The organism is Kitasatospora sp. NPDC098663, from assembly GCF_044760075.1.
GTDB lineage: Bacteria > Actinomycetota > Actinomycetes > Streptomycetales > Streptomycetaceae > Kitasatospora.
In genome coordinates this window covers 32,936-54,464 of record NZ_JBIWAP010000003.1, presented here as the reverse complement: position 1 = coordinate 54,464, position 21,529 = coordinate 32,936, and the positions used below count along the sequence as shown (strand labels likewise).

General features: G+C 74.9%; 20 protein-coding genes. 10 read left to right on the top strand and 10 right to left on the bottom strand.

Annotation, left to right across the window (positions count from 1 at the left end; genetic code table 11):
* Positions 1-55: 55 nt before the first annotated feature.
* On the bottom strand, positions 56-1,495 hold the full coding sequence (locus ACIQVZ_RS03950) for a PLP-dependent aminotransferase family protein (RefSeq protein ID WP_402446984.1): 1,440 nt from the start codon (positions 1,493-1,495) through the stop codon (positions 56-58).
* Between the two features lie 204 nt (positions 1,496-1,699).
* Between ACIQVZ_RS03950 and ACIQVZ_RS03945 the strand changes: the two genes are divergently transcribed.
* Complete coding sequence (locus tag ACIQVZ_RS03945; RefSeq protein WP_402447366.1) at positions 1,700-2,296, top strand: LysE family translocator; 597 nt, start codon at positions 1,700-1,702, stop codon at positions 2,294-2,296.
* 82 nt (positions 2,297-2,378) lie between these two features.
* Here the strand turns inward: ACIQVZ_RS03945 and ACIQVZ_RS03940 are convergent, their stop codons facing one another.
* From ACIQVZ_RS03940 to ACIQVZ_RS03925, 4 genes are all read right to left on the bottom strand, one after another.
* Positions 2,379-3,392 carry a serine hydrolase domain-containing protein gene (locus ACIQVZ_RS03940; protein ID WP_402446981.1) on the bottom strand — a complete coding sequence of 338 codons (1,014 nt, stop codon included), beginning with the start codon at positions 3,390-3,392 and terminating at the stop codon, positions 2,379-2,381.
* Positions 3,389-4,321, bottom strand: coding sequence for a DUF6895 family protein (locus ACIQVZ_RS03935; protein ID WP_402446979.1), 933 nt, complete (start codon positions 4,319-4,321; stop codon positions 3,389-3,391). Before ACIQVZ_RS03935 ends, ACIQVZ_RS03940 begins: the two co-directional genes overlap by 4 nt.
* Entirely contained in the window at positions 4,318-5,127 is an 810-nt protein-coding gene (locus ACIQVZ_RS03930) for a hypothetical protein (protein WP_402446976.1), read from the bottom strand. Before ACIQVZ_RS03930 ends, ACIQVZ_RS03935 begins: the two co-directional genes overlap by 4 nt.
* A 182-nt stretch (positions 5,128-5,309) precedes the next feature.
* On the bottom strand, positions 5,310-5,510 hold the full coding sequence (locus tag ACIQVZ_RS03925) for a hypothetical protein (protein ID WP_350875230.1): 201 nt from the start codon (positions 5,508-5,510) through the stop codon (positions 5,310-5,312).
* A gap of 156 nt (positions 5,511-5,666) precedes the next feature.
* Here ACIQVZ_RS03925 and ACIQVZ_RS03920 point away from each other — a divergent pair, with 156 nt between their 5' ends.
* Positions 5,667-6,440, top strand: coding sequence for an SDR family NAD(P)-dependent oxidoreductase (locus ACIQVZ_RS03920; protein ID WP_402446973.1), 774 nt, complete (start codon positions 5,667-5,669; stop codon positions 6,438-6,440).
* 154 nt (positions 6,441-6,594) lie between these two features.
* Entirely contained in the window at positions 6,595-8,436 is a 1,842-nt protein-coding gene (locus tag ACIQVZ_RS03915) for an ABC transporter ATP-binding protein (protein WP_350875234.1), read from the top strand.
* Positions 8,437-8,552: 116 nt separating this feature from the next.
* Here ACIQVZ_RS03915 and ACIQVZ_RS03910 read toward each other — a convergent pair whose 3' ends face one another.
* Positions 8,553-9,221 carry a lysophospholipid acyltransferase family protein gene (locus tag ACIQVZ_RS03910; RefSeq protein ID WP_350875236.1) on the bottom strand — a complete coding sequence of 223 codons (669 nt, stop codon included), beginning with the start codon at positions 9,219-9,221 and terminating at the stop codon, positions 8,553-8,555.
* A gap of 174 nt (positions 9,222-9,395) precedes the next feature.
* Here ACIQVZ_RS03910 and ACIQVZ_RS03905 point away from each other — a divergent pair, with 174 nt between their 5' ends.
* Positions 9,396-9,608, top strand: coding sequence for an EF-hand domain-containing protein (locus tag ACIQVZ_RS03905; protein WP_063349969.1), 213 nt, complete (start codon positions 9,396-9,398; stop codon positions 9,606-9,608).
* A gap of 127 nt (positions 9,609-9,735) precedes the next feature.
* On the opposite strand, the gene ACIQVZ_RS03900 is transcribed toward ACIQVZ_RS03905, so the two are convergent.
* Positions 9,736-11,940: a CDP-glycerol glycerophosphotransferase family protein gene (locus ACIQVZ_RS03900; RefSeq protein ID WP_402446969.1), complete on the bottom strand. Its 2,205-nt coding sequence runs from the start codon at positions 11,938-11,940 to the stop codon at positions 9,736-9,738.
* Between the two features lie 785 nt (positions 11,941-12,725).
* Here ACIQVZ_RS03900 and ACIQVZ_RS03895 point away from each other — a divergent pair.
* Together ACIQVZ_RS03895 and ACIQVZ_RS03890 are read left to right on the top strand one after the other, a co-directional pair.
* The gene (locus ACIQVZ_RS03895) at positions 12,726-12,992 is read left to right on the top strand and encodes a hypothetical protein (RefSeq protein ID WP_063349971.1); all 267 of its coding nucleotides are present in this window, start codon (positions 12,726-12,728) and stop codon (positions 12,990-12,992) included.
* A gap of 241 nt (positions 12,993-13,233) precedes the next feature.
* Positions 13,234-13,680 (top strand): YjbQ family protein, encoded by a 447-nt coding sequence (locus ACIQVZ_RS03890; RefSeq protein WP_402446966.1) that lies wholly within the window; start codon positions 13,234-13,236, stop codon positions 13,678-13,680.
* 102 nt (positions 13,681-13,782) lie between these two features.
* On the opposite strand, the gene ACIQVZ_RS03885 is transcribed toward ACIQVZ_RS03890, so the two are convergent.
* Positions 13,783-14,397 carry a DUF1990 family protein gene (locus ACIQVZ_RS03885; protein ID WP_402446963.1) on the bottom strand — a complete coding sequence of 205 codons (615 nt, stop codon included), beginning with the start codon at positions 14,395-14,397 and terminating at the stop codon, positions 13,783-13,785.
* Between the two features lie 133 nt (positions 14,398-14,530).
* On the opposite strand from ACIQVZ_RS03885, the gene ACIQVZ_RS03880 reads away from it, so the two are divergent.
* On the top strand, positions 14,531-14,749 hold the full coding sequence (locus ACIQVZ_RS03880; protein ID WP_350875245.1) for a hypothetical protein: 219 nt from the start codon (positions 14,531-14,533) through the stop codon (positions 14,747-14,749).
* A gap of 132 nt (positions 14,750-14,881) precedes the next feature.
* On the opposite strand, the gene ACIQVZ_RS03875 is transcribed toward ACIQVZ_RS03880, so the two are convergent.
* Together ACIQVZ_RS03875 and ACIQVZ_RS03870 are read right to left on the bottom strand one after the other, a co-directional pair.
* Complete coding sequence (locus ACIQVZ_RS03875; protein ID WP_402446961.1) at positions 14,882-17,935, bottom strand: AAA family ATPase; 3,054 nt, start codon at positions 17,933-17,935, stop codon at positions 14,882-14,884.
* Entirely contained in the window at positions 17,932-19,101 is a 1,170-nt protein-coding gene (locus ACIQVZ_RS03870) for an exonuclease SbcCD subunit D (RefSeq protein ID WP_063349975.1), read from the bottom strand. The genes ACIQVZ_RS03875 and ACIQVZ_RS03870 overlap by 4 nt, the downstream gene beginning before the upstream one ends.
* Before the next feature lie 497 nt (positions 19,102-19,598).
* Between ACIQVZ_RS03870 and ACIQVZ_RS03865 the strand changes: the two genes are divergently transcribed.
* From ACIQVZ_RS03865 to ACIQVZ_RS03855, 3 genes are all read left to right on the top strand, one after another.
* Positions 19,599-19,856, top strand: coding sequence for a hypothetical protein (locus ACIQVZ_RS03865; RefSeq protein WP_402446959.1), 258 nt, complete (start codon positions 19,599-19,601; stop codon positions 19,854-19,856).
* A 63-nt stretch (positions 19,857-19,919) separates the two neighbouring features.
* Positions 19,920-20,465 carry a hypothetical protein gene (locus tag ACIQVZ_RS03860; protein WP_402446956.1) on the top strand — a complete coding sequence of 182 codons (546 nt, stop codon included), beginning with the start codon at positions 19,920-19,922 and terminating at the stop codon, positions 20,463-20,465.
* 206 nt (positions 20,466-20,671) lie between these two features.
* A complete protein-coding gene (locus ACIQVZ_RS03855) occupies positions 20,672-21,370 on the top strand; it encodes a hypothetical protein (RefSeq protein ID WP_350875253.1) in 699 nt (232 codons plus the stop codon).
* The last annotated feature ends 159 nt before the right edge of the window (positions 21,371-21,529 follow it).

Sequence of the window (21,529 nt, the reverse complement as noted above, 5' to 3'; positions counted from 1 at the left end):
ATTTCAACAGCTGTCATCTGTCAGTTGTTCGTCTGCCCGGCCGCCCGGCCGCCCGTCACTCCATCCACTCCTCCGCCGTCCCCCGCGCGATCCGCGCGAGCGTCTCCAGCGCTCGTGCCAGCACGGGCAGTGGCGGCGAGGCCAGGGCGACCCGGACGGCGGACGGGGAGCGCCGGGGGTCGGCGGCGAACGCCGCCGCGGGTGTGACGGCGATGCTCGCCCGCGCCGCCGCCGCGACGAACGTCTCCGCCCGCCAGGCCGCCGGCAGCTCCCACCACAGGTAGTACGAGCAGGGGTCGGCCCGGACGCGCTGCCCCGCCAGCACCTCGCGCGCCAGCAACTGACGCGCGACGGCGTCGGCGCGCTTGGCCGCCGCGATCTCGGCCACGGTGCCGTCTCCGATCCAGCGCACGGCCGCCTCCAGGGCGAACCCGCTGGGCGTCCAGCCGCCCGAGCGCAGTGCGCCCGCGATCCGCTCGCGCATCGCGGCGGGGACGACCGCGAACCCGGTGGTCAGTCCGGGCGCGAGCCGCTTGGAGAGGCTGTCGACGAGGACGGTGCGTTCCGGTGCGAGGCCGGCGAGGGCGGTCAGCTCCGGGCGGAGGAAGGACCAGATCGCGTCCTCGACGACCGGCAGGTCGAGGCGGCGCAGCTCCCCGGCGAGGGCGGCCGTCCGCTCGTACGGCAGGCTCCCGCCGAGCGGGTTCTGCAGCCTCGGCTGGACGTAGACGGCGCGCAGCGGCGCGGTCCGGTGGGCGGTGGCCACGGCGTCGGGCAGCAGCCCGTGCTCGTCGACGGCCAGTGGCACGAGTGTGATGCCCAGCCGCTGGGCGACGGCCTTGACCACCGGGTAGGTCAGCGCCTCCACCCCCAGCCGGTGGCCGGGTGGCACCAGCGCGGACAGTGCCGCAGCGACGGCTTGCCGTCCGTTGCCCGCGAACAGCAACTCCTCCCCGGCGATCTCCGGGGTGACCTCCCGACCCCCACCCGACCGATCCCCGCCCGACCGATCCCCGCCCGACCGGTCGCCGTCCATCCGGCCACCGCCCGTCCGACGTTCGTCCGACAGCAGTGCCGCAAACGCCTGCCGGGCCGCGCCCGTCCCGGCCGCACCCACCGGTGCGAGTGCGGCACCCAGCGCGTCGGCCCGGAGCAGCGGCGCCAGTCCGGCGGCCAGCAGTTCGGCCTGCTCCGGGACGGTGGGGTAGTTGAGTTCCAGGTCCACCGGCGCGCCGGCCGGTTCGGCGAGTGCCACCTGCCCGCCGGTTGCCCCGCCGCCGGCCCCCTGCCTGGCCCGGACGAAGGTGCCGCGCCCGACCTCCCCGGTGGTCAGTCCGCGCCGGGCCAGTTCCCGGTAGACGCGCCCCGCCGTGGAGTTGGCGATGCCCCGGCTGCGGGCGAAGGCGCGCTGGGTGGGCAGTTGCCGGCCCGGTCGCAGCCGCCCGCCGGTGATGGCGTCGGCGATCTCGTCGGCGATCAGTCGGTAGTCGTCCATCGGCGGGACCTCTCCACGCAAGGTGACGGCATTGCGCGGCATCGCACCGGCATTGCACCGAGGGCAAAGTCATCATTGCATTGAGATCGACGCCGGGCCTAGCCTCCTCGCATGGAAGCACCGACCCCCGCCGCTCCCGCCGCATCCGCCCTGTCCGCCGTGGGCGGGCACGCCGTACTCGGGATCGCCGCCGTGGCGCTCGGGATGGTGCTGACACCGGGGCCCAACATGATCTACCTGGTCTCCCGGTCGATCGCCCAGGGCCGCCGCGCCGGGCTGCTGTCGCTGGTCGGGGTCGCGGCCGGCTTCCTGGTCTACCTGGCCGCGGTGACGGCGGGCGTGGCCGCCGTGTTCTCGGTGGTGCCCGCCCTCTACACCGCGATCAAGCTGGCCGGTGCCGGCTACCTGCTGTGGCTGGCCTGGAAGGCCGTCCGTCCGGGTGGTACGGCGGTGTTCGCCCCGCAGCAGCTGCCGCCGGACCCGCCGCGCCGGCTGTTCGCGATGGGCTTCCTGACCTGCCTGCTCAACCCCAAGATCGCCATCATGTACATCTCGCTGCTGCCCCAGTTCGTGGCGCCCGAGCGCGGTCACGTCGCGGTGCAGAGCCTGGTGCTGGGGCTGATCCAGATCGTGGTGGCGGTCGCCGTCAACGGATTGATCGCGGTGAGCGCGGGGGGCATCGCGTCCTTCCTCGACCGCCGTCCCGCCTGGCTGAGGGTCCAGCGGTATGCGATGGGGACGGTCCTCGGCGGCCTCGCCGTCCACATCGCCGCCGACCGAGCCAAAGCCGTGGCAGCCTAGGCCCGTCGCCACCCGCCGCCCGCCGCCCGCTTCCCGCCGCCCGTGCCGCAATCGGGCAGCGCCGCACCCCTCAGGTCGGGTCCTAAGCCGCCCGCAACACCTCGTACGCCGCCCGGAGGAACCGCCCGTCCAGCGACGGCCCGGTGTTGGCCAGGGCCGCCACCGCGGTCGACGCCTGGGGTGAGAAACCGACGAAGGCGGTGAACCCCCGGGTCGCCCCGGCGTGGAAGTACAGGTCGCGCCCGCCCGGGCGGCGGTGGTTCCACACCAGGCACAGCTGGTCCGTCGAGCGCGGTAGCCGCAGCCGCGGCCGCTGGACCTCGCGCAGCGCGGACGCCAACTCGCCGTGGCCACCGTCGAGATGCGCCCTGAGGTAGCGCAACAGGTCGGCCCCGCTGGCCCGGAGCGCGCCGGCCCCCGGCAGTCCGGGGATGTGCCAGGGCGGCAGTTCCTGTCCGCGCCGGTACCCGACCGCCCGCCCCGGCGGGTCCGCCGTACAGGTGGTGGCACCGAGGCCCAGCGGCCGGAGGACCCGTTCGGCGAGCAGTTCCCCGTAGGGCGACCCGCCCGTCTCGGCGAGCACCCGGCCGAGCAGCGCGACGCCGTAGTTGGAGTACCGGTACCGGCTGCCGGGCCTGCACCGTACGGTGGTTCGGGCCACGCCGGACCTCAACTGTTCGTCCCCGAACGCGACGTACGGATTGGTGAACCAGGTCGGCACGGCGCGCGCGGCCAGTCCGGGCGGCAGCCGGGGCAGGCCCGAGGTGTGGGTGGCCAGGTGCAGCAGCCGGATCGGCTCGGGGGAGCGGACGGTCACCGGGCGCCAGAGGCGCGGCAGGCGGCGTTCCACCGTGTCGTCCAGGGAGACGTCTTTGTGCGCGGCCATCTGTGCCAGCAGCAGCGCGGTGAAGGTCTTGCTGACCGAACCGAGTTCGAAGACGGTGTCCGGCGAACACGCGGCTGTCCGCCCGTGCCCGAGCCGCCCGTGGCAGTGCACCTCGTCCGCGTCCCCGCGCGCGACGGCGACCGTGACGGCGCTGGCGTACGGTCCGGCCGCGCGCACCACCTCCGCGACCGCCGGACCCAGCCCGTTCACGCGACCGCCGCAGTGGCCCCGAGCGCCCGGGCGAGCGTGATGCCACCGGCCACCACCGCGACGACGGCGGTGTGCCGGTGGTCCTGGAACGCCCGCTCGCGGTCCTCGTCGACCGGGTCGGCGTCGCGCGGCAGCAGGCCGTCCTCGTGCTGGACGGCGGCCAGCGCGTCCCAGCCCTGCCGCCCGGTGGCCGGCTCACCGATGCACGCGTCGACCACGAGGAGTTCGGCGGCGAGGTCCCACTGGCCGATCTCCAGCCAGATGTCGAGCCAGGCCGGCAGCCAGTCGCGCACGTGGTCGCGCATCGGCTCCGGCAGGCCGTCCGGGCGGGCGCCCCAGTCCGTGAGGTGGAAGACGGTGTGGGTGATGTCGTAGCCGGTCGTCCAGTTGACGGCCCACGGCTCGGGCGTGGCGCCCAGCCAGGTGCCGGCGGCGAGTGCGGCCCAGTCCGGCTGGTGGGCGAGCCCGATGACCCGTCGGGCGTTGGCGACCCCCAGGCGCCGGTTGGGGTGGATCTCCTCGGCGTGCGCGGCCCGCAACCGGCTGAGCGAGTCGAGCAGTTCCTCCAGCGCCGGGTGGCGGTAGCCGGCCCGGGCGAAGTGGGCGTAGGTCTCCAGCGGGTCGGTCATGGTGAAGTGGCGCAGCTGCCGTTCGTACAGCAGGTCGCCCTCGCGCAGTTGCGCCCAGGCGTGGTCGAGCAGCTCGCGTGCGGTGCGGGCCTCGGTGGGCCCGGTGACGCCGTCGCGCAGGATCAGTGAAGCGGCCAGCGCGATCTCGCCGAGCGGCTTGTAGGCGTCGTCGGGGTCGGAGAGGTCGACCACGGTGTTGTCCGGGATCAGGCCGAGGCCGTCGGCGTGGGAGGCGTGCAGCCAGGCCAGCGCTCGGGAGGCGAGCCGCTGCGCGGTGGCGAGGACGTGGGTGTCGGTCATCGGACCCGGCTCCGTCGGTCGGTCGGCGGGCGGGAGGAGCGGTCGAGCAACCGACGGGCGACGGCCAGCTCAAGTCCGGTGCGGGCACTGCCGTTACCGGCCAGCCGGATGCGTTCCAGGACGGGCTCGACCTCCAGCCGCAGCGGCCGGCCCTCGGCGCCGGCCCAGGCGAGCCAGCGGGCGAGCCGGGCGGCGGTGGGGAGGTCGCGGCGGAGCATCGAGCGGACGGCGCCGCGGGCGAGGGCGAGGGTGTGCGCGCGGGCGGTGTCGTGCACCGGACCGTCGAGCCCGGGCAGTGCCAGGACGGACAGCTGGGCCATCCGTACCGACCAGGTCTGCCAGCCGACGGCCTCCGGGCCCGGAGGCGGCACGGGCGGCACGGGCGGCACGGTCGGCGGGGCGCCGGTTCCGTACGGCGTGCGGGCGAGCACCTGCCCGGCCGCCCAGTCCTGCCATGCGATCACCAGCGCGGCGTCGGCCGAGTCCGACACCGAGTCCGACACCGAGTCCGACACCGAGTCCGACACCGAGTCCGACACCGAGGCCGGTGCCGGAAAGGCCTGCCGCGCCTCGGCCAGCAGCGCGGCGGTGGGCCCGTCGGGCGCGGCTCCGGTGAGGAGTTGCGGGGCGAAGAGGTCCGCGCCGAGCACCCGCAGCGCGGCCAGTGTCGGGCGCGGTACGGCGCCGTCCGGGTCCGCGAGCGCGGCTGCGCCCCCGTCGCCCCGGAGGGCGTCGAGAGTCCGGCGCGCCACCCGTTCGACGGCTGCGGCGTACGCGTCGCGCAGTGGCGTCTCGGCGAAGGGCATCGGTGGTGTTCCTCCTGGTCGGGGAGCCCCCGGCGGGCGGCCTCGCGGGCCGTGGGTTCGCGGGCGCCGGTTCGCGCAGGCCCGCCGAGGAGCCGGGGAAGGGGTGGGCCGGTCCACGCCGGTGGACCGGCCCCGCGATCGGGCCGCCCGGTTGGCGGGTCGGTGATCGGGTCGCCCGGTTGCTAGCGGGTCGACTTCTCCTTCGGCGGCTTCGGCGACAGCAACAGCGCCAGCAGCAGGAGTCCGAGGGCTTCGGGCGAGTACGTGGGCGCGTCGGACACGACGGCCTCGTCCTCCACCATCAGGCTCGCGAGTGTGTCCGTCTCGACGCGCGTCGAGGTCGGCGTGGTCGTGGTCTCGTGGGCGCGGCAGTGAGTAAGCATCAGAAGTGCCTCCTCAGTTGAGCGTCACCACCCGGTCGGGCGATGCCCCCGTCCGAACGGTACGGGCGCGGTCCGGTACCTGCATCCGCAGATGGCCGGGCAGGGATAGTCCATTCGGAGTGGGCGCGGCCGCGGTGAGTCGGTACCGTCGGGGGCATGACCACAGCCTTGATCACCGGCGCGACCGCCGGCATCGGAGCCGCGTTCGCCCGCCGGCTCGCCCGCAGCGGCTACCAGCTCGTCCTGGTGGCCCGGGACACCGGGCGCCTGGAGCGTGCGAGCGCCGACCTGCACGCCGAGTACGGAGTCGAGGTGGAGGTGTTGACCGCGGACCTCGCCACCGACGAGGGCATCGCGGCCGTCGAGGCCCGGCTCGCCGACTCCGCCCGCCCGGTGGACCTGCTCGTCAACAACGCCGGTTTCGGCAACAAGGGCGCGTTCGGGACCGTCCCGCTCCAGGACGAGCTGGACATGCTGAAGGTGCACATCGAGGCGATCCTGCGGCTGACCACGGCGGCCCTGCCGGGGATGCGCGAGCGCGGTCGCGGCGCGGTCGTGAACGTCGCCTCGGTGGCGGCGTTCCTGCCGCGCGGCACGTACGGGGCGAGCAAGGCGTGGGTGGTGAGTTTCACCCAGGGCGTGCTGCGCGACCTCGGCGGCACCGGGGTGCGGATGATGGTGCTCTGCCCGGGCTTCACCCGCACGGAGTTCCACCAGCGGGCCGGCATGGGCACCGGCAACATCCCGGCCTGGTCCTGGCTCTCGGCCGAGCGGGTGGTGGCGGAGGCGATGCGCGACCTGGCCCGGGGCCGGTCGGTGTCCGTGCCGGGCAAGCGTTACAAGGCGGTGGTGGCCCTCGCCCGCCTGCTGCCCTCCGGCCGGCTGGGCGGTCTGTCCTCGAAGGCGGCGCGCAGCTACCGGACGAACTGACGCGGTCGGGGCGGTCCGAGGGGCCGGGCGGCCGGGCGGCCGGAGGGGCGGTCGCCGTGGGAATAGATCCAGCCTCACTATTAGCTTGTCTAACTATGAGCTATTCTCGCTATGCTGGCGGCCGTCCGACCGCCCCACCCACGGAGGTTTGCCCTTGAGACCGACCACCATCAACTGGACCCCGCCCGAACGCGCCCAGGGCGAGCCCCGCCCGCCGGCCCAGTGGCGGCGCATCCTCGCCCTCTTCCGCCCGTACACGGGCCGCCTCACCGTCGTCGGGCTGCTGGTGGCCGCCTCCGCCGTGGTGTCGGTGGTCTCGCCGTTCCTGCTCAAGGCGGTCCTGGACACCGCGATCCCGCAGGGCCGCACCGGGCTGCTCAGCCTGCTCGCGCTCGGCATGGTTCTCGCGGCCGTGGTGAACAGCATCTTCAACGTCCTGCAGACGCTGATCTCCACCACCGTCGGCCAGCGCGTCATGCACGACCTGCGCACCACCGTGTACAGCCACCTGCAACGGCAGTCGCTGGCGTTCTTCACCCGCACCCGCACCGGCGAGGTGCAGTCCCGGATCGCCAACGACATCGGCGGCATGCAGTCCACCGTGACGTCCACCGCGACCAGCTTGGTCTCCAACTTCACCGCGGTGATCGCCTCCGTGGTCGCCATGGTCGCGCTCGACTGGCGCCTCACCGTCGTCTCGCTGCTGCTGCTCCCGCTGTTCGTCTGGATCAGCCGGCGGGTCGGCAACGAGCGCAAGAAGATCACCACCGAGCGGCAGAAGCAGCTGGCCGCGATGAGTTCGGCGGTCCAGGAGTCGCTGTCGGTCAGCGGCATCCTGCTCGGCCGCACGATGGGCCGCTCCGACTCGCTCGCCCGTGAGTTCACCGGGCAGTCCGACCAGTTGGCCGACCTCGAAGTGCGGGCCAGCATGGCCGGGCGCTGGCGGATGAACACCATCCAGATCGTCATGGCCGCGATGCCCGCGGTCATCTACTGGGCGGCGGGGCTGTCCGCGGCGGGCGGCGCACCGATCGTCTCGGTCGGCACCCTGGTCGCCTTCGTCACCCTCCAGCAGGGTCTGTTCCGCCCGACCGTCAGCCTGCTCTCCACCGGCGTGGACGTGCAGACCTCGCTCGCGCTCTTCCAGCGCATCTTCGAGTACCTCGACCTGCCGGTGGAGATCGCCGAGCCGCCGAAGCCGCGGAACCTGACCGACATCCGCGGCGAGGTCCGCTTCGAGGACGTCGACTTCCGCTACGACCCCGCGCAGGAGCGGCCGACGCTCTCCGGGATCGAACTCAAGGTCCCGGCCGGGAGCTCGCTGGCCGTGGTCGGTGAGACGGGCTCCGGCAAGACCACGCTCAGCTACCTCGTCCCGCGGCTGTACGACGTCACCGGTGGCCGGGTCACCATCGACGGCGTGGACGTGCGCGAACTGTCCTTCGACACGCTGGCCCGCGCGGTCGGCGTGGTCTCCCAGGAGACCTACCTCTTCCACGCCTCGGTCGCCGAGAACCTGCGCTTCGCCAAACCGGAGGCCACCGACGCCGAACTGGTCGAGGCCGCCCGGGCCGCGCAGGTCCACGAGACCATCGCCGCCCTGCCGGACGGCTACGACACCCTGGTCGGCGAGCGCGGCTACCGCTTCTCCGGCGGGGAGAAGCAGCGCCTCGCGCTCGCCCGGACGATCCTGCGCAACCCGCCGGTGCTGATCCTCGACGAGGCCACCAGCGCGCTCGACAACCGCACCGAACAGGCCGTCCAGCAGGCCGTGGACACCCTGGCCGCCGGCCGCACCACCATCACCATCGCGCACCGGCTCTCCACCGTCCGGGCCGCCGACCAGATCGCCGTCCTCGACCGCGGTGAGGTGGTCGAACTCGGCACCCACGAGGAGCTGGTGGAGCTGGACGGCCGCTACGCGGCACTGCTGCGCCGGGAGGCGCCGGAGCCGGCCGCCGTCGTACCGGAGCCGGCCGCGCTCGGACACGTGTGAGCGCCCGACCGGGCGCGGCGCGACGTGATGTGGCGAGGTGTGATGCGGCGGGGCGGGCGAGGCGAGGCGAGGCGAGGCGAGGCGTGGTGTGATGCGGCGCGGCGCGCGGCCGGGGCCTACGCGGCCTTCGGCGCCTCGTTGTAGGTCTCCGCGACCTCCTGGCCGGAGAGCCGCTGGATGGCCGCCATCACCTCGTCGGTCACCTGCCGACGGGCCTTCAGCGAGCGGGCCTGCCCGTGCAGCTCGTCGAAGTGCAGCGGCTCGCCGAACCGGACGGTCACCTTCTTGACCCGCGGGACCCGCTTGCCGACCGGCAGGATCTGCTCCGGCCCCTCCAGCGCCACCGGCACCACCGGCACGCCCGCGGTCAGCGCCAGCCAGGCGACGCCCGTCTTGCCCCGGTAGAGCCGCCCGTCCAGCGACCGGGTGCCCTCGGGGTAGATGCCGAAGGCCTTGCCGTCCTCCAGGATCTCCAGCGCCGACTCCAGCGAGGCCTGAGCGGAACGGTAGGTGCCGCGCTCGACCGGCACCGCGCCGATCGCCTCGAAGAAGTCCTTGGACAGCCGGCCCTTGAGCCCCGTCCCGGTGAAGTACTCGGCCTTGGCGAGGAAGTGGACCCGGCGCGGGGCGGTGAGCGGGATCACCACGCTGTCGATGAAGGACAGGTGGTTGCTGGCCAGGATGACCCCGCCCTTGCGCGGCACGTTCTCGATGCCCTCGATGGTCGGCCGCCAGATACCGCGTGAGACGGGTTTCAGCACCAGCCTGGTGGCGAGATCGAGCATGGTCCCTCCCTGGACGAACGATCGCCCGGGGGGAGCCCGGGCCTGCAATCAGATCCGCAGACTACGACAACCACCCCCGCGGCCGTCCACTCCCGGCGACCGTGGCGCGCGCCACGGCCGGGTAGGGTACGCCCGTCCGAACAGAGCACAACCCCGCAGTACCAGGAGGGCACGATGGAGACCACCGAGGCGATCAAGGCCATGTTCGACCGTTTCGACAAGAACGGCGACGGCAAGATCACTCCGGCCGAATACGCGCTGGTCGCGAACGAGATGGGCGACCACGCCGTGACCCTGTCGATGGCCGAGGCCCTGATCCACGCCATGGACACCCGCCACCAGGGCTTCCTGACCTTCGACGAGTTCCTGGCCGCCCGCCAGCGCTGAGCGTGCCGCCGGGCCCGGTCGCCGTACCGGCGGCGCCGGGCCCGGCGCCACACGGCTCCTCAGGGCACTGGGAGCGCCGCGGAACGCCTCAGGACTCCACCGGGCACCCGGGGCGCAGCGGAACGCCTCAGGACTCCACCGGGAACACCCGGCGCACCACCCGCTCCGCCGCCCCGCCGTCGTCCCACGGGCAGAACCGCGCCCGGAAGCGCGCCCGCGCAGCCGGCTCCGGATCGCCCGCCAGCAGCGCCTTCGCCAGCCCGTCCGGGTCCACCGTGACGGCCCCCGGCGGCTGCTCGAACAGGTCGAAGTAGACGCCGCGCACCCGCTGGTACTCCTCCCAGTCCGGCGCGAAGATCACGACCGGACGGTCCAGCACCGCGTAGTCGAACATCATCGACGAGTAGTCCGTCACCAGCGTGTCCGCCGCGAGGTAGAGGTCCTCCACGGTCGGGTGCGCCGAGACGTCGACGATCGCGGCCGAACCCTCGCCCGCCGCCAGGTCGCCCGGGCCGCCGGTGTGGAAGTAGTGCGTGCGCACCAGCAGGGTGAAGTCCGGGCCGAGCCGCCGGGCCAGCTCCCGGACGTCCAGCAGCGGCACGTAGCCACCCTGGTCGCCGCGGTGGGTCGGGGCGTACAGCACGGCCGTGGTGTCCGGCCGCAGCCCGAACCGCTCGCGCATGGCCCGCACTTCGTCCGGTGTGGTGTCGGCCAGCCGGTCGTTGCGCGGGTAGCCGGTGTCCAGCATCTCGTACCGGCCGGGGAAGGCGCGGGTGAAGTGCTCGCTGGTGTGCGGGTTGGAGGACACCAGGAAGTCCCAGCGGTCGACGGCCTCCTGGAGCCGCTCGAAGTCCATCCCCTCGGCGGCTTCGGGGCGTTCGCGCAGGTCCATGCCCATCGCCTTGAGCGGGGTGCCGTGTTGGGTCTGCACGTGCACGGTGCCCGCCCGCTTCGCCATCGTGCGCGGGAAGTTGACGTTGTTGACGAAGTACTTGGCGGTCGCCATCGCCTTGAGGTAGGCCGGGGTGTTGACGATCACGTACGGCACGCCGGGCGGCATGGCCGCGGCCTGCGTGCGGTTCTCCACCACCCACACGCCCCGGATCTGCGGCGCCAGCTCCCTGGCCTTCTCGTAGATCGCCGCCGGGCTGCACGCGTAACCCCGGTGCCAGTACGCCGCGTAGACCGCCAGGTGTTCGTCCAGCGGCAGCCGGCGGAAGGCGTTGTACGCGGTGAACCGGGCGCCGCTGCGCACGCCCTTCTTCACGGCCGGGGCCACCGCCCGTGCCCCGCGCTTGAGTTCGCGCGGCAGCTGCCCGGTGCGGCGCAGCTCCGCGTACGCGATCCGGGCGCCGCGCGCGGCCAGCCGGTACTGCACGCCGCGCACGCCGCCGGGGTAGCGGTAACCGGTCGGGCGGTGCCGGGCGAAGTGCCGGGCGATCTGGCGGAAGAAGTCCTTGCGCCGGTCGACGGGGACCAGGCCGGGGGTGTCGTAGACGTTCAGCGCCTGCCGGACGGTCCGGTCGAAGACCAGGGTGCGCAGCGCGTCGGTGACGGGCCGGCCGGGGCGGTCCGGGCGGTCCAGGAAGGCGAAGATCGCGTCGTACTGGGCGAACACGTCGGCGTGCTTGGGGGAGGCGGTGGCGGTGATCGCGCCGTCCCGGCCGCGCCGGTAGAAGTAGCAGGGGCGGTCGAGGTAGCGCAGCCGCTCGGCGGCCAGCAGCGCCGGGTAGGTGACCGAGATGTCCTCGTAGTAACCGCGGCCGAAGGAGACGCCGAGGCCCTCCAGGAAGGCGCGGCGGAACACCTTGTTCCAGACCGACATCACGGTCTGGAACAGCGCCGGGTGCTCGGCCAGCGTGCACCCCTCGACCAGCGGGGAGTCGGCCAGTACGTGGCGCCAGGGGTTCGGCTCGGTCCCGCCGTCCGGGTAGACGTGGGTGAAGCCGGTGAGCAGGACGTCGACGGGCGCGCCGGTCCCGCGCTCCCGCTCCTGCTCCAGTTCATCCAGGATCGCGCCCACCGTCCGCTCGGGCAGCCAGTCGTCGCTGTCCACGAACCAGACGTACTCGCCGCGCACCTGCGCCAGGGCGGCGGTGCGGGCGCCGCCGAGGCCCTGGTTCTCGGTGAGGTGCAGGACCCGAAGCCGGGGGTCGCGGGCCGCGTAGGCGTCCAGGATCGCGCCGGAGCCGTCGGGGGAGAGGTCGTCGACCGCGATCACCTCGAAACGGGACTCCGTGGCGGGGGCGTCGCCGAGGATCGAGTCGAGGCAGCGCGGCAGGAACCGCTCCACGCCGTGGACCGGGAGCACGATGCTGAGGAGGAGGGGCACGCTGGCCGAGTCTACCGATCCACCGGGTGCGACCTGCGGGGACGTCCGGCCGGGGTGATCGGCCGAGGTGGCGGGCCGGGTTGACCGGCTGCCGTGGAGTCGTGGCCATGGTCGCCCCTGGGCCCGGAACCGCCGGTGCCGGGCCCTGAACGGGGCGGCACCGGCAGCCTGGCGGCGGCCCGGCCGACCCTCTACGGCCGGCCGCCTTTCCGGGCACCTCGCGAGCCTGGCCACCGCAGCGTCGAGGCGGCCGGGCAGTGGCTCGCGGGAGCCGGAGTTCTTCATCACTCGAACACACGCCCGGGTGCGATGCGGGCGCGCACGGGTTCTCATAGATATTGCTTGGAGGATTGCCGGGAGTCAATCCCTCGGATGTGTTCACTTCATGAAGCCTGGAGGTGTCGACCGGTCGCTTTGTCGACGGCCCCGGCTGTCCCCTATATCCACCGCGGCATCCGCGTCGTGCCCACCGCCGCGCCCCTCACGGCTCTCGGGCCGCCTGCCGGACCGCCCGCAGGGACACTGCGGGACGCGTGTGGGGTTGCGTGCGCCCGGCGCGCGCCGCGCGGCCGGGCGCCGGATCCGTGTCCCGGGTACTGCTGACAGATGGCCGGTCGTGCACCATCATTGATGCCTAGTCGTGATCGCCCTGGTGGCCCCTGGTGCATCGTCAGTTGACGCCGCACGGTACGGTGGCACAACACCAAGGACGGTTGCGCGAAGGCCGTCCATCGCGGATAGTCTTCGCCTCACGGCCCTGGCGCCTCGTAGGGGTGGGAAAACTGATGGAACACATGCAAGTGCGGACTCGGCCCCGCGTGCCGGCGATCCAGTGCGGTGTCGGCACGACCGGCCGTCGGATCGACCGACACCTGGCCGTGCTCGGCGCGCCCGCGCTCCCGGCGGTGGACACCGCCGAGGCGCTCGGGTTGATAAGGGAGCTGACGCCGCGCGGCGCGGACGCCCCGACGGCCAAGCGTCGTCACGCGCGGATCTCGCTGCTGACGCCACTGCGCCGGCTGCGGCGAAGCCTCTTCGGCGGGCGCGGCTAGCGCCCGTCGGCCCGGGGCCCACGGCTCCGCGGCCCGGAGCCTCCCGGGCCACCCGATGCGGATCGGGACCCCGACCCGGCGGACCACACGGACCGTCGGGTCTTCGGCGTACCCGGCTCCGGGACCGCCCCGGCAGGGCCGATGTGGTCTAAACCTCTCACCCTAGTGCACGCCGCCGCCCCCGCAGGCGGAGTCGGCGAGGTGCTGCGCGAGGCCCGCCGAGGTGGGTCAGGATGGCGCCATGGCGGACAACATCCACTCCACCCACCAGGGCCTCTTCCAGACCACCACCTTCGAGATCACCACCGGCAGCCGAGAGGTCGCGCTCGACATCACCGACCGCTGTGCCGCGTTCCTCACCGAACGGGCCGCCGGCCGCGACGGCCTGCTCAACGTCTTCGTCCCGCACGCCACCGCCGGAATCGCCGTCCTGGAGACCGGCTCCGGCAGCGACGACGACTTCCTCGCCACCCTGCGCGAACTGCTCCCCGCCGACGACCGCTGGCGCCACCGGCACGGCAGCCCCGGCCACGGGCGGGACCACGTGGTGCCCGGCCTGGTCGCCCCGCACGCCACCCTGCCGGTGATCGGCGGCCAGCTGGCGCTCGGCATCTGGCAGTCCGTGGTGCTGATCGACACCAACGGTGACAACCCACGCCGGACCGTGCGGCTGTCCTTCCTCGGCTGATCCGGCTCCCTCGGCCGCGGCTCCTCCGGCCGAGGCTCTTTCAGCCGGGAGTCCTCAGGCCGACACTTCTCAGGCCGACACTCCTTCGGCTGACTCGACGCCCTACTCGACGGCGGGATCGGCCGGGCCCGCGGGCCCGGCCGGTTCGGCCAGGTCGGCCAGGTCGGCCACGGCGACGGCGGCGGCCACCGCGGCCAGGTAGCGCTCGATCGCGAGGTACTGGCAGAGCAGCGCGACCGGTCGGCCCAGCCGCGCGTACCAGGCGGTCAGCCGGGAGAACGCCGACACCTCGAACCACACCTCGCCGGCGGCGTCCATGGACACCAGGAACGCCTCCTCGCCGCACTCGGGGTGCCCGGGGAGCGTGCCGTACGCGAAGCCGATCCGGTCCGGCTCCTCGACCGTCCACACCACCCGGCACGGGATCACCAGCCGGGGCCACCGGCTGCCCGGCAGGCTCAGCCGCAGCAGCACCGTCGACCCCGACTCGGCCGGCGCGTGCGGGTACACGGCAAAACCGGTGCCCAGCTGGCTGCCCCAGCCGAGCACGTACCGCCCGGCCCGGGCCAGCACCTGCGGCCCGCGGCCCAGGTGCACCCGCCGCCGCAGGTGCGCGTAGCCGTCCGGCAGCGGGCCGCCGCGGGTGGCGCCGACCTCGGGGTAGGAGGGCGCGGTGGCGTGGGCGGCGAGCAGGCGCCGTTGGAGGTCCGTGGCCATGCGGTCACCGTAGCCGGGCGTCGCGGGCCCGCCGGCGGCGGGTCGCCCGGGGGCGCGGGCGGAGCGGCGCTCAGGGCGGGTTCGGGTCGGCGGCGCCTTGCGGCGGGGGCCGGGGGCGGAGTAGGAAGGCGGCATGAGTGACAGCGCGAGGAACGAGGACGCGGCGGTCTGCGAGTTCGCCCCCGACGGTGGGGCGCAGGCGGCGCTGGTGCGCGATCCGGCGTCGACCGGGCCGCGGGCCGACTGCGTCCTGTGCGGGGAACCGACCGAACTGCCCGCCGACCACCCCGGCAGCACGCTCTGCCCGGTCTGCGCCTGGCAGCAGGCCCAACGGGTGGCCTGTTCGGGCTGATACGACGCAGCGCGCCGTAGCCGCGATGCCGTCGGCCCGACAGCGCCCGCAAGCCGTTGAACTGCGGCGATGTCGGGCCCAAAAGTCCCCGGAAGGCCGCCTCACACCGCTGGCGGTGTCCCTGAGTGGTCCCTAGGCGTCCTCCCGCCCGGCCAGGGCCAGGGTCGAGCCGCGTCGTCCCTTGCGGACCATGAGCTGGGCGGGGATGCGGGTGCGCAGGTCGGCGACGTGGCTGACGATGCCGACCGCCCGGTCGCGTTCGCGCAGGCCGTCGAGGACGTCCATCACCTCCTCCAGGGACTGTTCGTCGAGCGTGCCGAAGCCCTCGTCGATGAACAGGGTGTCCAGCGGCATGCCGCCGGTCTCGTCGGTGACCACGTCGGCCAGGCCCAGGGCCAGGGCGAGGGAGGCGAAGAAGCTCTCGCCCCCGGAGAGCGTCGCGGTGTCCCGCTCGGTGCCCGTCCAGGCGTCGACCACCCGCAGGGCCAGGCCCGAGCGCTTGTTGCCGGTGCCCCGGTCGTCGCTGTGCACCAGGGTGTAGCGGCCGCCGGACATCCGGACCAGCCGGTCGCTGGCCGCCGCCGCGACCTGCTCCAGCCGGGCCGCCAGGACGTAGGACTCCAGGCGCATCCGGAGCCGGTTCTCGGTGGAGGTGCCGGCGGCCAGCGCCGCGAGCCGGTTGACCCGCCCGTATCGGGCCAGCGCCGGGGCCGACTCGGCTGCGAGGTCGGCCAGTTGTCGACCGATCGAGGCCAGTGCCGCGCACCGTTCGGCGGCCGCCGCGCGGGCGGCGTGGGCCCGGCCCAGCCGGTCGGTGGCGGCACCGAGCGCGGCCGCGGCGGCGGACAGGTCGACCGGCGGACGGGCCGCGGCCGCGGCCAGATCGGGCAGCGCGAGTTCGTGCCGGACGGCGGCGGACTCCGTTCGGTGCCGTTCCAGCCGGGCCGCCAGCCGCTCGCGCTCCGCGCGGGGGAGCAGCACGGCCAAGGCCTCCTCGGGGCTCGGGAAGCCCGCTGCGGCGGCGGCCTCGGCGAGCTCGCCCTCGGCGTCCCCGAGCCGGGCCAGCGTCTGCGCGCAGGCCCGCGAGGCCTCGGCCACGGCGGCGACCCGCTCGACCAGTCGCTCCAGCGCGGCCGTCCGTGCGGCGACGGAGGCCGCCTCGCCCCGGGCCGCGGCCACCCGCGCGGCGAGCTCGCACTGTTCGTGCTGGAGCGCCTGGAGCCGGTCGGTGCGGACGGCGGCGCGCTCCCGGGCCTCGTGCAGCTCGGCGAGCCGGCGGGCCTGGTCGGCCGACAAGCGGGCGATCTCCCGCTCGACCCGGCCGAGCGCCTCCGCCGAGTGCAGCGCCTCGCGGTGCTCGCGGTCCAGCTCGGCGAGGGCCTGCGCGAGCGCGTCGGCACCTTCCGGCCCGGCCGCGCCGGTGGCGGTCGCCTCGCGGACCCGCAGCGCGGTGAGGGCCTGGTCCGCTGCCGTCCAGGCCTGTTCGGCGACGGCCTGGGCCCGGCGGGCACGCTCCTCGTCGTCGGCGCCGACCCGGCCGTCGGCAGTCTCGGCGGGTGCCGGGTGTTCGGGTGAGCCGCAGACCCGGCACGCCTCGCCCGTGCGCAGTTGCTCGGCCAGTTCGGCGGCCATGCCCGCCAGCCGCCGCTCGCGCAGGGCGAGGCCGTACTCGCGGGCGTCCAGTGCGGCGGTGCGCAGGGCGGCAGCGCGCGGCTCGGCGGCGGCGATCTCGGCCCGCAGGCCGTCGCGCTCCCGGGCGGCGTCCAGCCGGGTGCTCAACTCGACCCGTCGGCCGTCGAGCTGCTCGACCAGCGCGCCCGCCGCCCGGGCCCGGGCCTGCTCCTCCTGGAGGCCGCCGAGCCGCTCGTCGTACTCGGCCAGCCAGTCCTCGGCCTCCTCGGCGAGCTCGTCGGCCCGCCGCCGCTCCTCGTCCAGGCTCCGCTGCTCGCGGGCGAGTTCGGCGCAGCGCCGCTCCTCCGCCCCGGCGGCCTCCAGTCGGACCAGCCCGGCTCGCAGGCCCCGTTCGGCCTCGGCCAGCTCGGTGGCCCCCGCTTCGGCCAGCGCCGGGCCCCCGGCGGCCGCGCCGCCCGCGCCGCCGTCGCCGGCCAGCACCTCGCGGTGCCGACGCTCGGCCTCCCGGGCCCGCCGGTGCGCCTCGGCCGCGCCCTCGTGCAGCCGCAGCGCGGACTCCACCCCGACGGCCGCCTGCGCCGCCGCCAGCCGCCGGCCGTCCCGGGCCGCCTCGGGCTCGAACGCGGCCAGCCGGTCGGCCTGGAGCAGCGCCTGCCGGTGGCGGTGCTGCCGCCCGGCCAGCTCCTCGGCGGCCGCGCGCTCGCCCTGGGCGGCGCGCTGCGCCTCCTCGGCGCCCGCCAGCGCGGCCCCGGCGACGGTGAACTGTTCGGCTGCGCCGCTGCGCAGGATCGCCGCCCAGCCGAGCACCCCGGCGGTCAGGTCGGCGGCGTCCTCCTCGGCCGGCACCCAGCCCTCGGCCGGCTCGGCGCCGGGGCCGGCCGCCTGCTCGGCCTTGCTGGCGAGATCCCGCAGACGGCGACGGCCGGCCTGGACGGCGGCCTCCTGGACGCGCCGCTGCTCCGCGAGCCACCCCTCGACGTGCTGGAACCGCTCGGTGTCGAACAGCCGCCGCAGCAGCTTGCCGCGCTCCTCCGAGTCGCCCTTGAGGAAGCGGGCGAAGTCGCCCTGCGGCAGCAGCACCACCTGGCAGAACTGCTCCCGGTTCATGCCGATCAGCCGGTGGATCTCCTCCCCGGCCTCCTGGTGCGACTTGCTCACCGCCCGCCAGCCGGGCGTGCCGTCCCCCGCATCGGCGGCCCACTCGCGCAGCAGGGTCTGCGGCCGCTCGACGGTGGTGCCGGTGCCGACCTTCTTCGGCCGCCGCTGCTCCGGCAGCCGGGTGATCTGCAGCCGCCGCCCGCCGAGCGTCAGCTCCAGCCGGACCTCGGTCAGCCTGCGCGCCTCGGCGTGGTCGCTGCGCAGCCGGTTGGCCCGCCGGGTGCCGGGGACGTCGCCGTAGAGGGCGAAGCAGACCGCGTCCAGCACGCTGCTCTTGCCCGCGCCGGTGGCGCCGCGCAGCAGGAACAGGCCGCCGGCGGCGAGCGCGTCGAAGTCGACGCTCTCGCTGCCCGCGAACGGGCCGAACGCGCTGACGGTGAGCCGGTGCAGCCTCATCGGGGCAGGTCCGCCTTCCGGTCGGTGGTCTCCCGGACGCTCTCGAAGCCGGCGCGCAGCCAGCCCAGCTCGTCCGGCTCCGGCTCGGCACCCGGGCGCACGTGCCGCAGGAAGCCCTCCGCGATCTCCAGGTCGGCCCGGCCGCTGACCCGGGCCGCGTACGACCGGGAGGGCTCGGCCTCGCTCTCCTCGGGGTCGAAGAGCAACTGGAGGGTGTGCGGGAAGCGGCGGCGCAGCTTCTCCATCGGCTCGCTCGGGCGGGCCGCGTCGGTGAGCGTCGCCTGCACCCAGGCCTGCTCGTACGGCGCGTACTCGTCCTTGGTGAGCAGTGCGTCGAGGCTGTCGCGCAGGGTGGCGAGCGGGCGCGGGCGCGGGCAGTCGACGCGCTCGGCGGCGACCGAGCCGTCGGCCGCGAGGTCGACCAGCCACATGGTCTTGCGCTGGTCCACCTCGGAGAAGGAGTAGGCGAGCGGCGAGCCGCTGTAGCGCAGGTGCGGGGCCAGGGTCTGACAGCCGTGCAGGTGGCCGAGCGCGGCGTAGTGCACGCCGTCGAAGACGGAGGCGGGCACCGAGGCGACGCCGCCGACCGCGATGTCCCGCTCGCTGTCGCTCGCCGTGCCGCCGGTGACGAAGGCGTGCGCCAGCACCACCGCGCGGGTGCCGGCCGGGCGGGCCGCGAGATCGGCCCGGACCAGGTCCATCGCCGCGCCGAGCACTGCCGCGTGCCCGCCGCGCTCCAGCCCGAACCGCTCGCGCACCAGCGTCGGCTCCAGGTACGGCAGCCCGTAGACCGCCACCGGCCCGTGCTCGTCCGCCAGCAGCACCGGGGCGGCGCACTCGCCCGGGTCGGTGCGCAGGTGGATGCCGGCCCGGCCGATCAGTCCGGCGCCGACGCCGAGGCGGCGGGCCGAGTCGTGGTTGCCGCTGATGAACACCGTCGGCACGCCCAGCCCGGCCAGCCGGTGCAGCACGTCGTCGAACAGGGCGACCGCGTCCAGGCCCGGCAGCGCCCGGTCGTACACGTCCCCGGCGACGAGCACGGCGTCCACGCGCTCGGCCCGGACCACGTCCACCAGGTGGTCCAGGAAGGCGCGCTGGGCGTCGTGCAGGCTCTCCCGGTGGAAGGAGCGGCCCAGATGCCAGTCGGAGGTATGCAGCAGTCGCATGGTTCCCGACCTTAACGTCCGGTACTGACAGTCCCGTCCGGATCGGGAGACCCGGGGGGCCCGGGACGCGCGTGTTCGATTACTCGGGGTGGATTGTCAGTGGCTCTGTGTATGTTCCTCGACGTCGGCGGTTCCGGGGTCGGGGCCGTCGGCGGTGTCCGGTGCTGGGCCAGTCGGTGGGAGGAACCATGCGGGTGTGGTCGTTGGGTCGTGAGGGCTCCGGGGTGGCGGAGTGTTGTGCGGGGCGTTGCGGTGGCCCCAGGGGTTCCGGGTGTTCCGGGGCCGTGGATGTCTTCAGGCGGTCGCGGGTCCGTCGGCGGGTGCTGCTGCGCGCCGGGCGGCGGGCCGGGGCGGACGGCGGGCCGGGTGCTCCCGGTGGCGGCCGGTCGTCCGGTGGTGACCGGCCGCCGGGAGGGCGAGCGGGCGGGGCCGGTGCGCGGGGGCGGCGCGGCGGGCGGGCCCGGGGCGCTCCGCCGGCGCAGCCGGTGGCGGTCGCGGTGGCGGCGGCTGCGGCCGACTTCGCCGGCCTCGCGCGGTACGGGCTGTTCGGCCGGCTCGCCCACCAGGAGTACCTGCGGCGCTCGGAGGAGCAGCTGAGGGCCCTGCACGCGCAGGGCCTGGAGGTGCACCTGCGGGTCCTGGAGGCGGGTGACTACGAGGACTACTGCACGGCGCTCGGCCTCGACCCCCGGACGCCCGCCGCCAGGGTCGCGTACGCGGGCGATCCGGAGCTGGCCGGGGAGCCCTTCGTCTAGGCGGGGGAGCGGCTGGCCGAACTGCTCCCGGTCCTGCTGGACGACCACCGGGCGCGGGTGCGGATGTCCGTCGCGGGCGTGGCCCTGCTGGAGGCGGTCGGCGACGACCCGGACGGGCAAGGGCGGCTGGCGGCGGTGATGGGGTACGTGACGTCGGCCTACCTCGCGCTGGCCGAGGGCGCGGGGGAGGGCTGTCACCTGCTGACGCTGCGCTGCCACGGCCCGGAGGACGGCGAGCAGCTCAGCTCGGCGGTGGAGGTCTGCGTGGAGGCGGGCGGCCTCTACCCCGCCGGGCGGGACACCGAGGCGTTCTGCGTCACGCTGGCGGCGGGGGTCGCCGGTGGTGGGGCGGGGGCGCTGCTGCTGCACGGCGATCCGGGCGTCCCGGCGCCCGGGGCCTCGGACGGGCCGTGGGTGCGCGGTTGGGCGCTGGCCGGCGGGCGGTTGCGGCCGATGACGGTGCACGAGGTGTTCGACGAGCTGGCCGACGACGCCGCGCGCGGGCTGCCGTTCCCGCCCGGGGTGGTCCCGCGACCGGGCTTCCCGCTGCCGGGCTTCCCGGAGCCCGGTTCGGCGGCGCCGAGGGAGGGGGGTGGGCCGCTGGGGTGATCAGGGGGTTTCCACCCCTCCCCATCCACCATGCGGCGCTGGGGACTGTTCATCGACCGCCTGTTCGGGGAAGATTCGGAGAAGATCAACAGCAGGAGCGCGCGGTGCCCCACGCCGCCGTTCCGGCCGCTCCGCTCCGTACCGTGCTCCGCAGGTCCGTCCCGCGCACTGCCGGTCCGGCGAGCCCGACAGCGAGAGGGGGACGCATGAGCCGGATCGAGTACAGCGCGGAGATCGCCGAGCTGCTCGGCAGGGTGCGCCGGCGTCCCACGGCGGGGTGGCCGTGGCGGCCGGGCGAGCAGGTGCCCGAGGGGCTGCCGGTGAAGCAGTCCTGGGGGTGGCTGTTCGCTCCGGACGGGCGGGTGCTGACCCTGGTCAACCCCAGGGACGGGATCTGCTCGCTCCCCGGCGGATCGCTGGAGCCGGAGGACGCCGGGGATCCGGCCTCCGCACTGGCCCGGGAGGCGGCCGAGGAGGCCCAGGCCGTGATCGGCCGACCGTACTACCTCGGTTACCTCTACGACCGGGTCGGCTCGGCCAACGGCGGGCACGAGTGCGCGCGGGTCCGGATGGCGGCGGCGCTGCGCGCGGTCGGCCCGAGCACGGCCGACCCGGCCTCCGGCCGGCACTACCGGCGGCTGCTGGTCGCGCCCGGACTCGCCGTCGAACTGCTCGGCTGGGGCGCGCCCGGGCTGCGCCAGGCCCGGGTGGCGGTCGCCACGGCCGCCCGTCGGCTCGGCGTGCCGGTCGCCGCGAACGAGGCGATCGAGGAGCTGCCGGTGGAGGGCTGCGTGGTGTTCCCCGGCGCCGTCTATCCGGACGCGGTGTGTTCGGACGCCGGTTACCCGGATGCCGTCCACTCGGATGCGGCGCGCCCGAGCGAGCCTCACCCGGGCCTCGCGTAGCCCGAGGAGGGGCTGCCGGGTGACGGCGCCGTCCGCCTGATCTGCGGTCAGGGTTCCGAGCCGGAGTCGCGCGCGCTGATGCCCCTGAGCGCGGAGCCGGGTCGCGTCACGCCGGTTCGCGCCGCGCACGGGGGCGAGTCGGACGGCGCCGCGTCCGCG

Coding starts and splice junctions, on each gene's coding strand:
- ACIQVZ_RS03950 (WP_402446984.1), bottom strand. CDS start 1,495: ATGGACGACTACCGACTGATCGCCGACGAGATCGCCGACGCCATCACC.
- ACIQVZ_RS03945 (WP_402447366.1), top strand. CDS start 1,700: ATGGTGCTGACACCGGGGCCCAACATGATCTACCTGGTCTCCCGGTCG.
- ACIQVZ_RS03935 (WP_402446979.1), bottom strand. CDS start 4,321: ATGACCGACACCCACGTCCTCGCCACCGCGCAGCGGCTCGCCTCCCGA.
- ACIQVZ_RS03930 (WP_402446976.1), bottom strand. CDS start 5,127: ATGCCCTTCGCCGAGACGCCACTGCGCGACGCGTACGCCGCAGCCGTC.
- ACIQVZ_RS03925 (WP_350875230.1), bottom strand. CDS start 5,510: ATGCTTACTCACTGCCGCGCCCACGAGACCACGACCACGCCGACCTCG.
- ACIQVZ_RS03920 (WP_402446973.1), top strand. CDS start 5,667: ATGACCACAGCCTTGATCACCGGCGCGACCGCCGGCATCGGAGCCGCG.
- ACIQVZ_RS03910 (WP_350875236.1), bottom strand. CDS start 9,221: ATGCTCGATCTCGCCACCAGGCTGGTGCTGAAACCCGTCTCACGCGGT.
- ACIQVZ_RS03905 (WP_063349969.1), top strand. CDS start 9,396: ATGGAGACCACCGAGGCGATCAAGGCCATGTTCGACCGTTTCGACAAG.
- ACIQVZ_RS03895 (WP_063349971.1), top strand. CDS start 12,726: ATGGAACACATGCAAGTGCGGACTCGGCCCCGCGTGCCGGCGATCCAG.
- ACIQVZ_RS03890 (WP_402446966.1), top strand. CDS start 13,234: ATGGCGGACAACATCCACTCCACCCACCAGGGCCTCTTCCAGACCACC.
- ACIQVZ_RS03885 (WP_402446963.1), bottom strand. CDS start 14,397: ATGGCCACGGACCTCCAACGGCGCCTGCTCGCCGCCCACGCCACCGCG.
- ACIQVZ_RS03880 (WP_350875245.1), top strand. CDS start 14,531: ATGAGTGACAGCGCGAGGAACGAGGACGCGGCGGTCTGCGAGTTCGCC.
- ACIQVZ_RS03875 (WP_402446961.1), bottom strand. CDS start 17,935: ATGAGGCTGCACCGGCTCACCGTCAGCGCGTTCGGCCCGTTCGCGGGC.
- ACIQVZ_RS03870 (WP_063349975.1), bottom strand. CDS start 19,101: ATGCGACTGCTGCATACCTCCGACTGGCATCTGGGCCGCTCCTTCCAC.
- ACIQVZ_RS03860 (WP_402446956.1), top strand. CDS start 19,920: ATGTCCGTCGCGGGCGTGGCCCTGCTGGAGGCGGTCGGCGACGACCCG.
- ACIQVZ_RS03855 (WP_350875253.1), top strand. CDS start 20,672: ATGAGCCGGATCGAGTACAGCGCGGAGATCGCCGAGCTGCTCGGCAGG.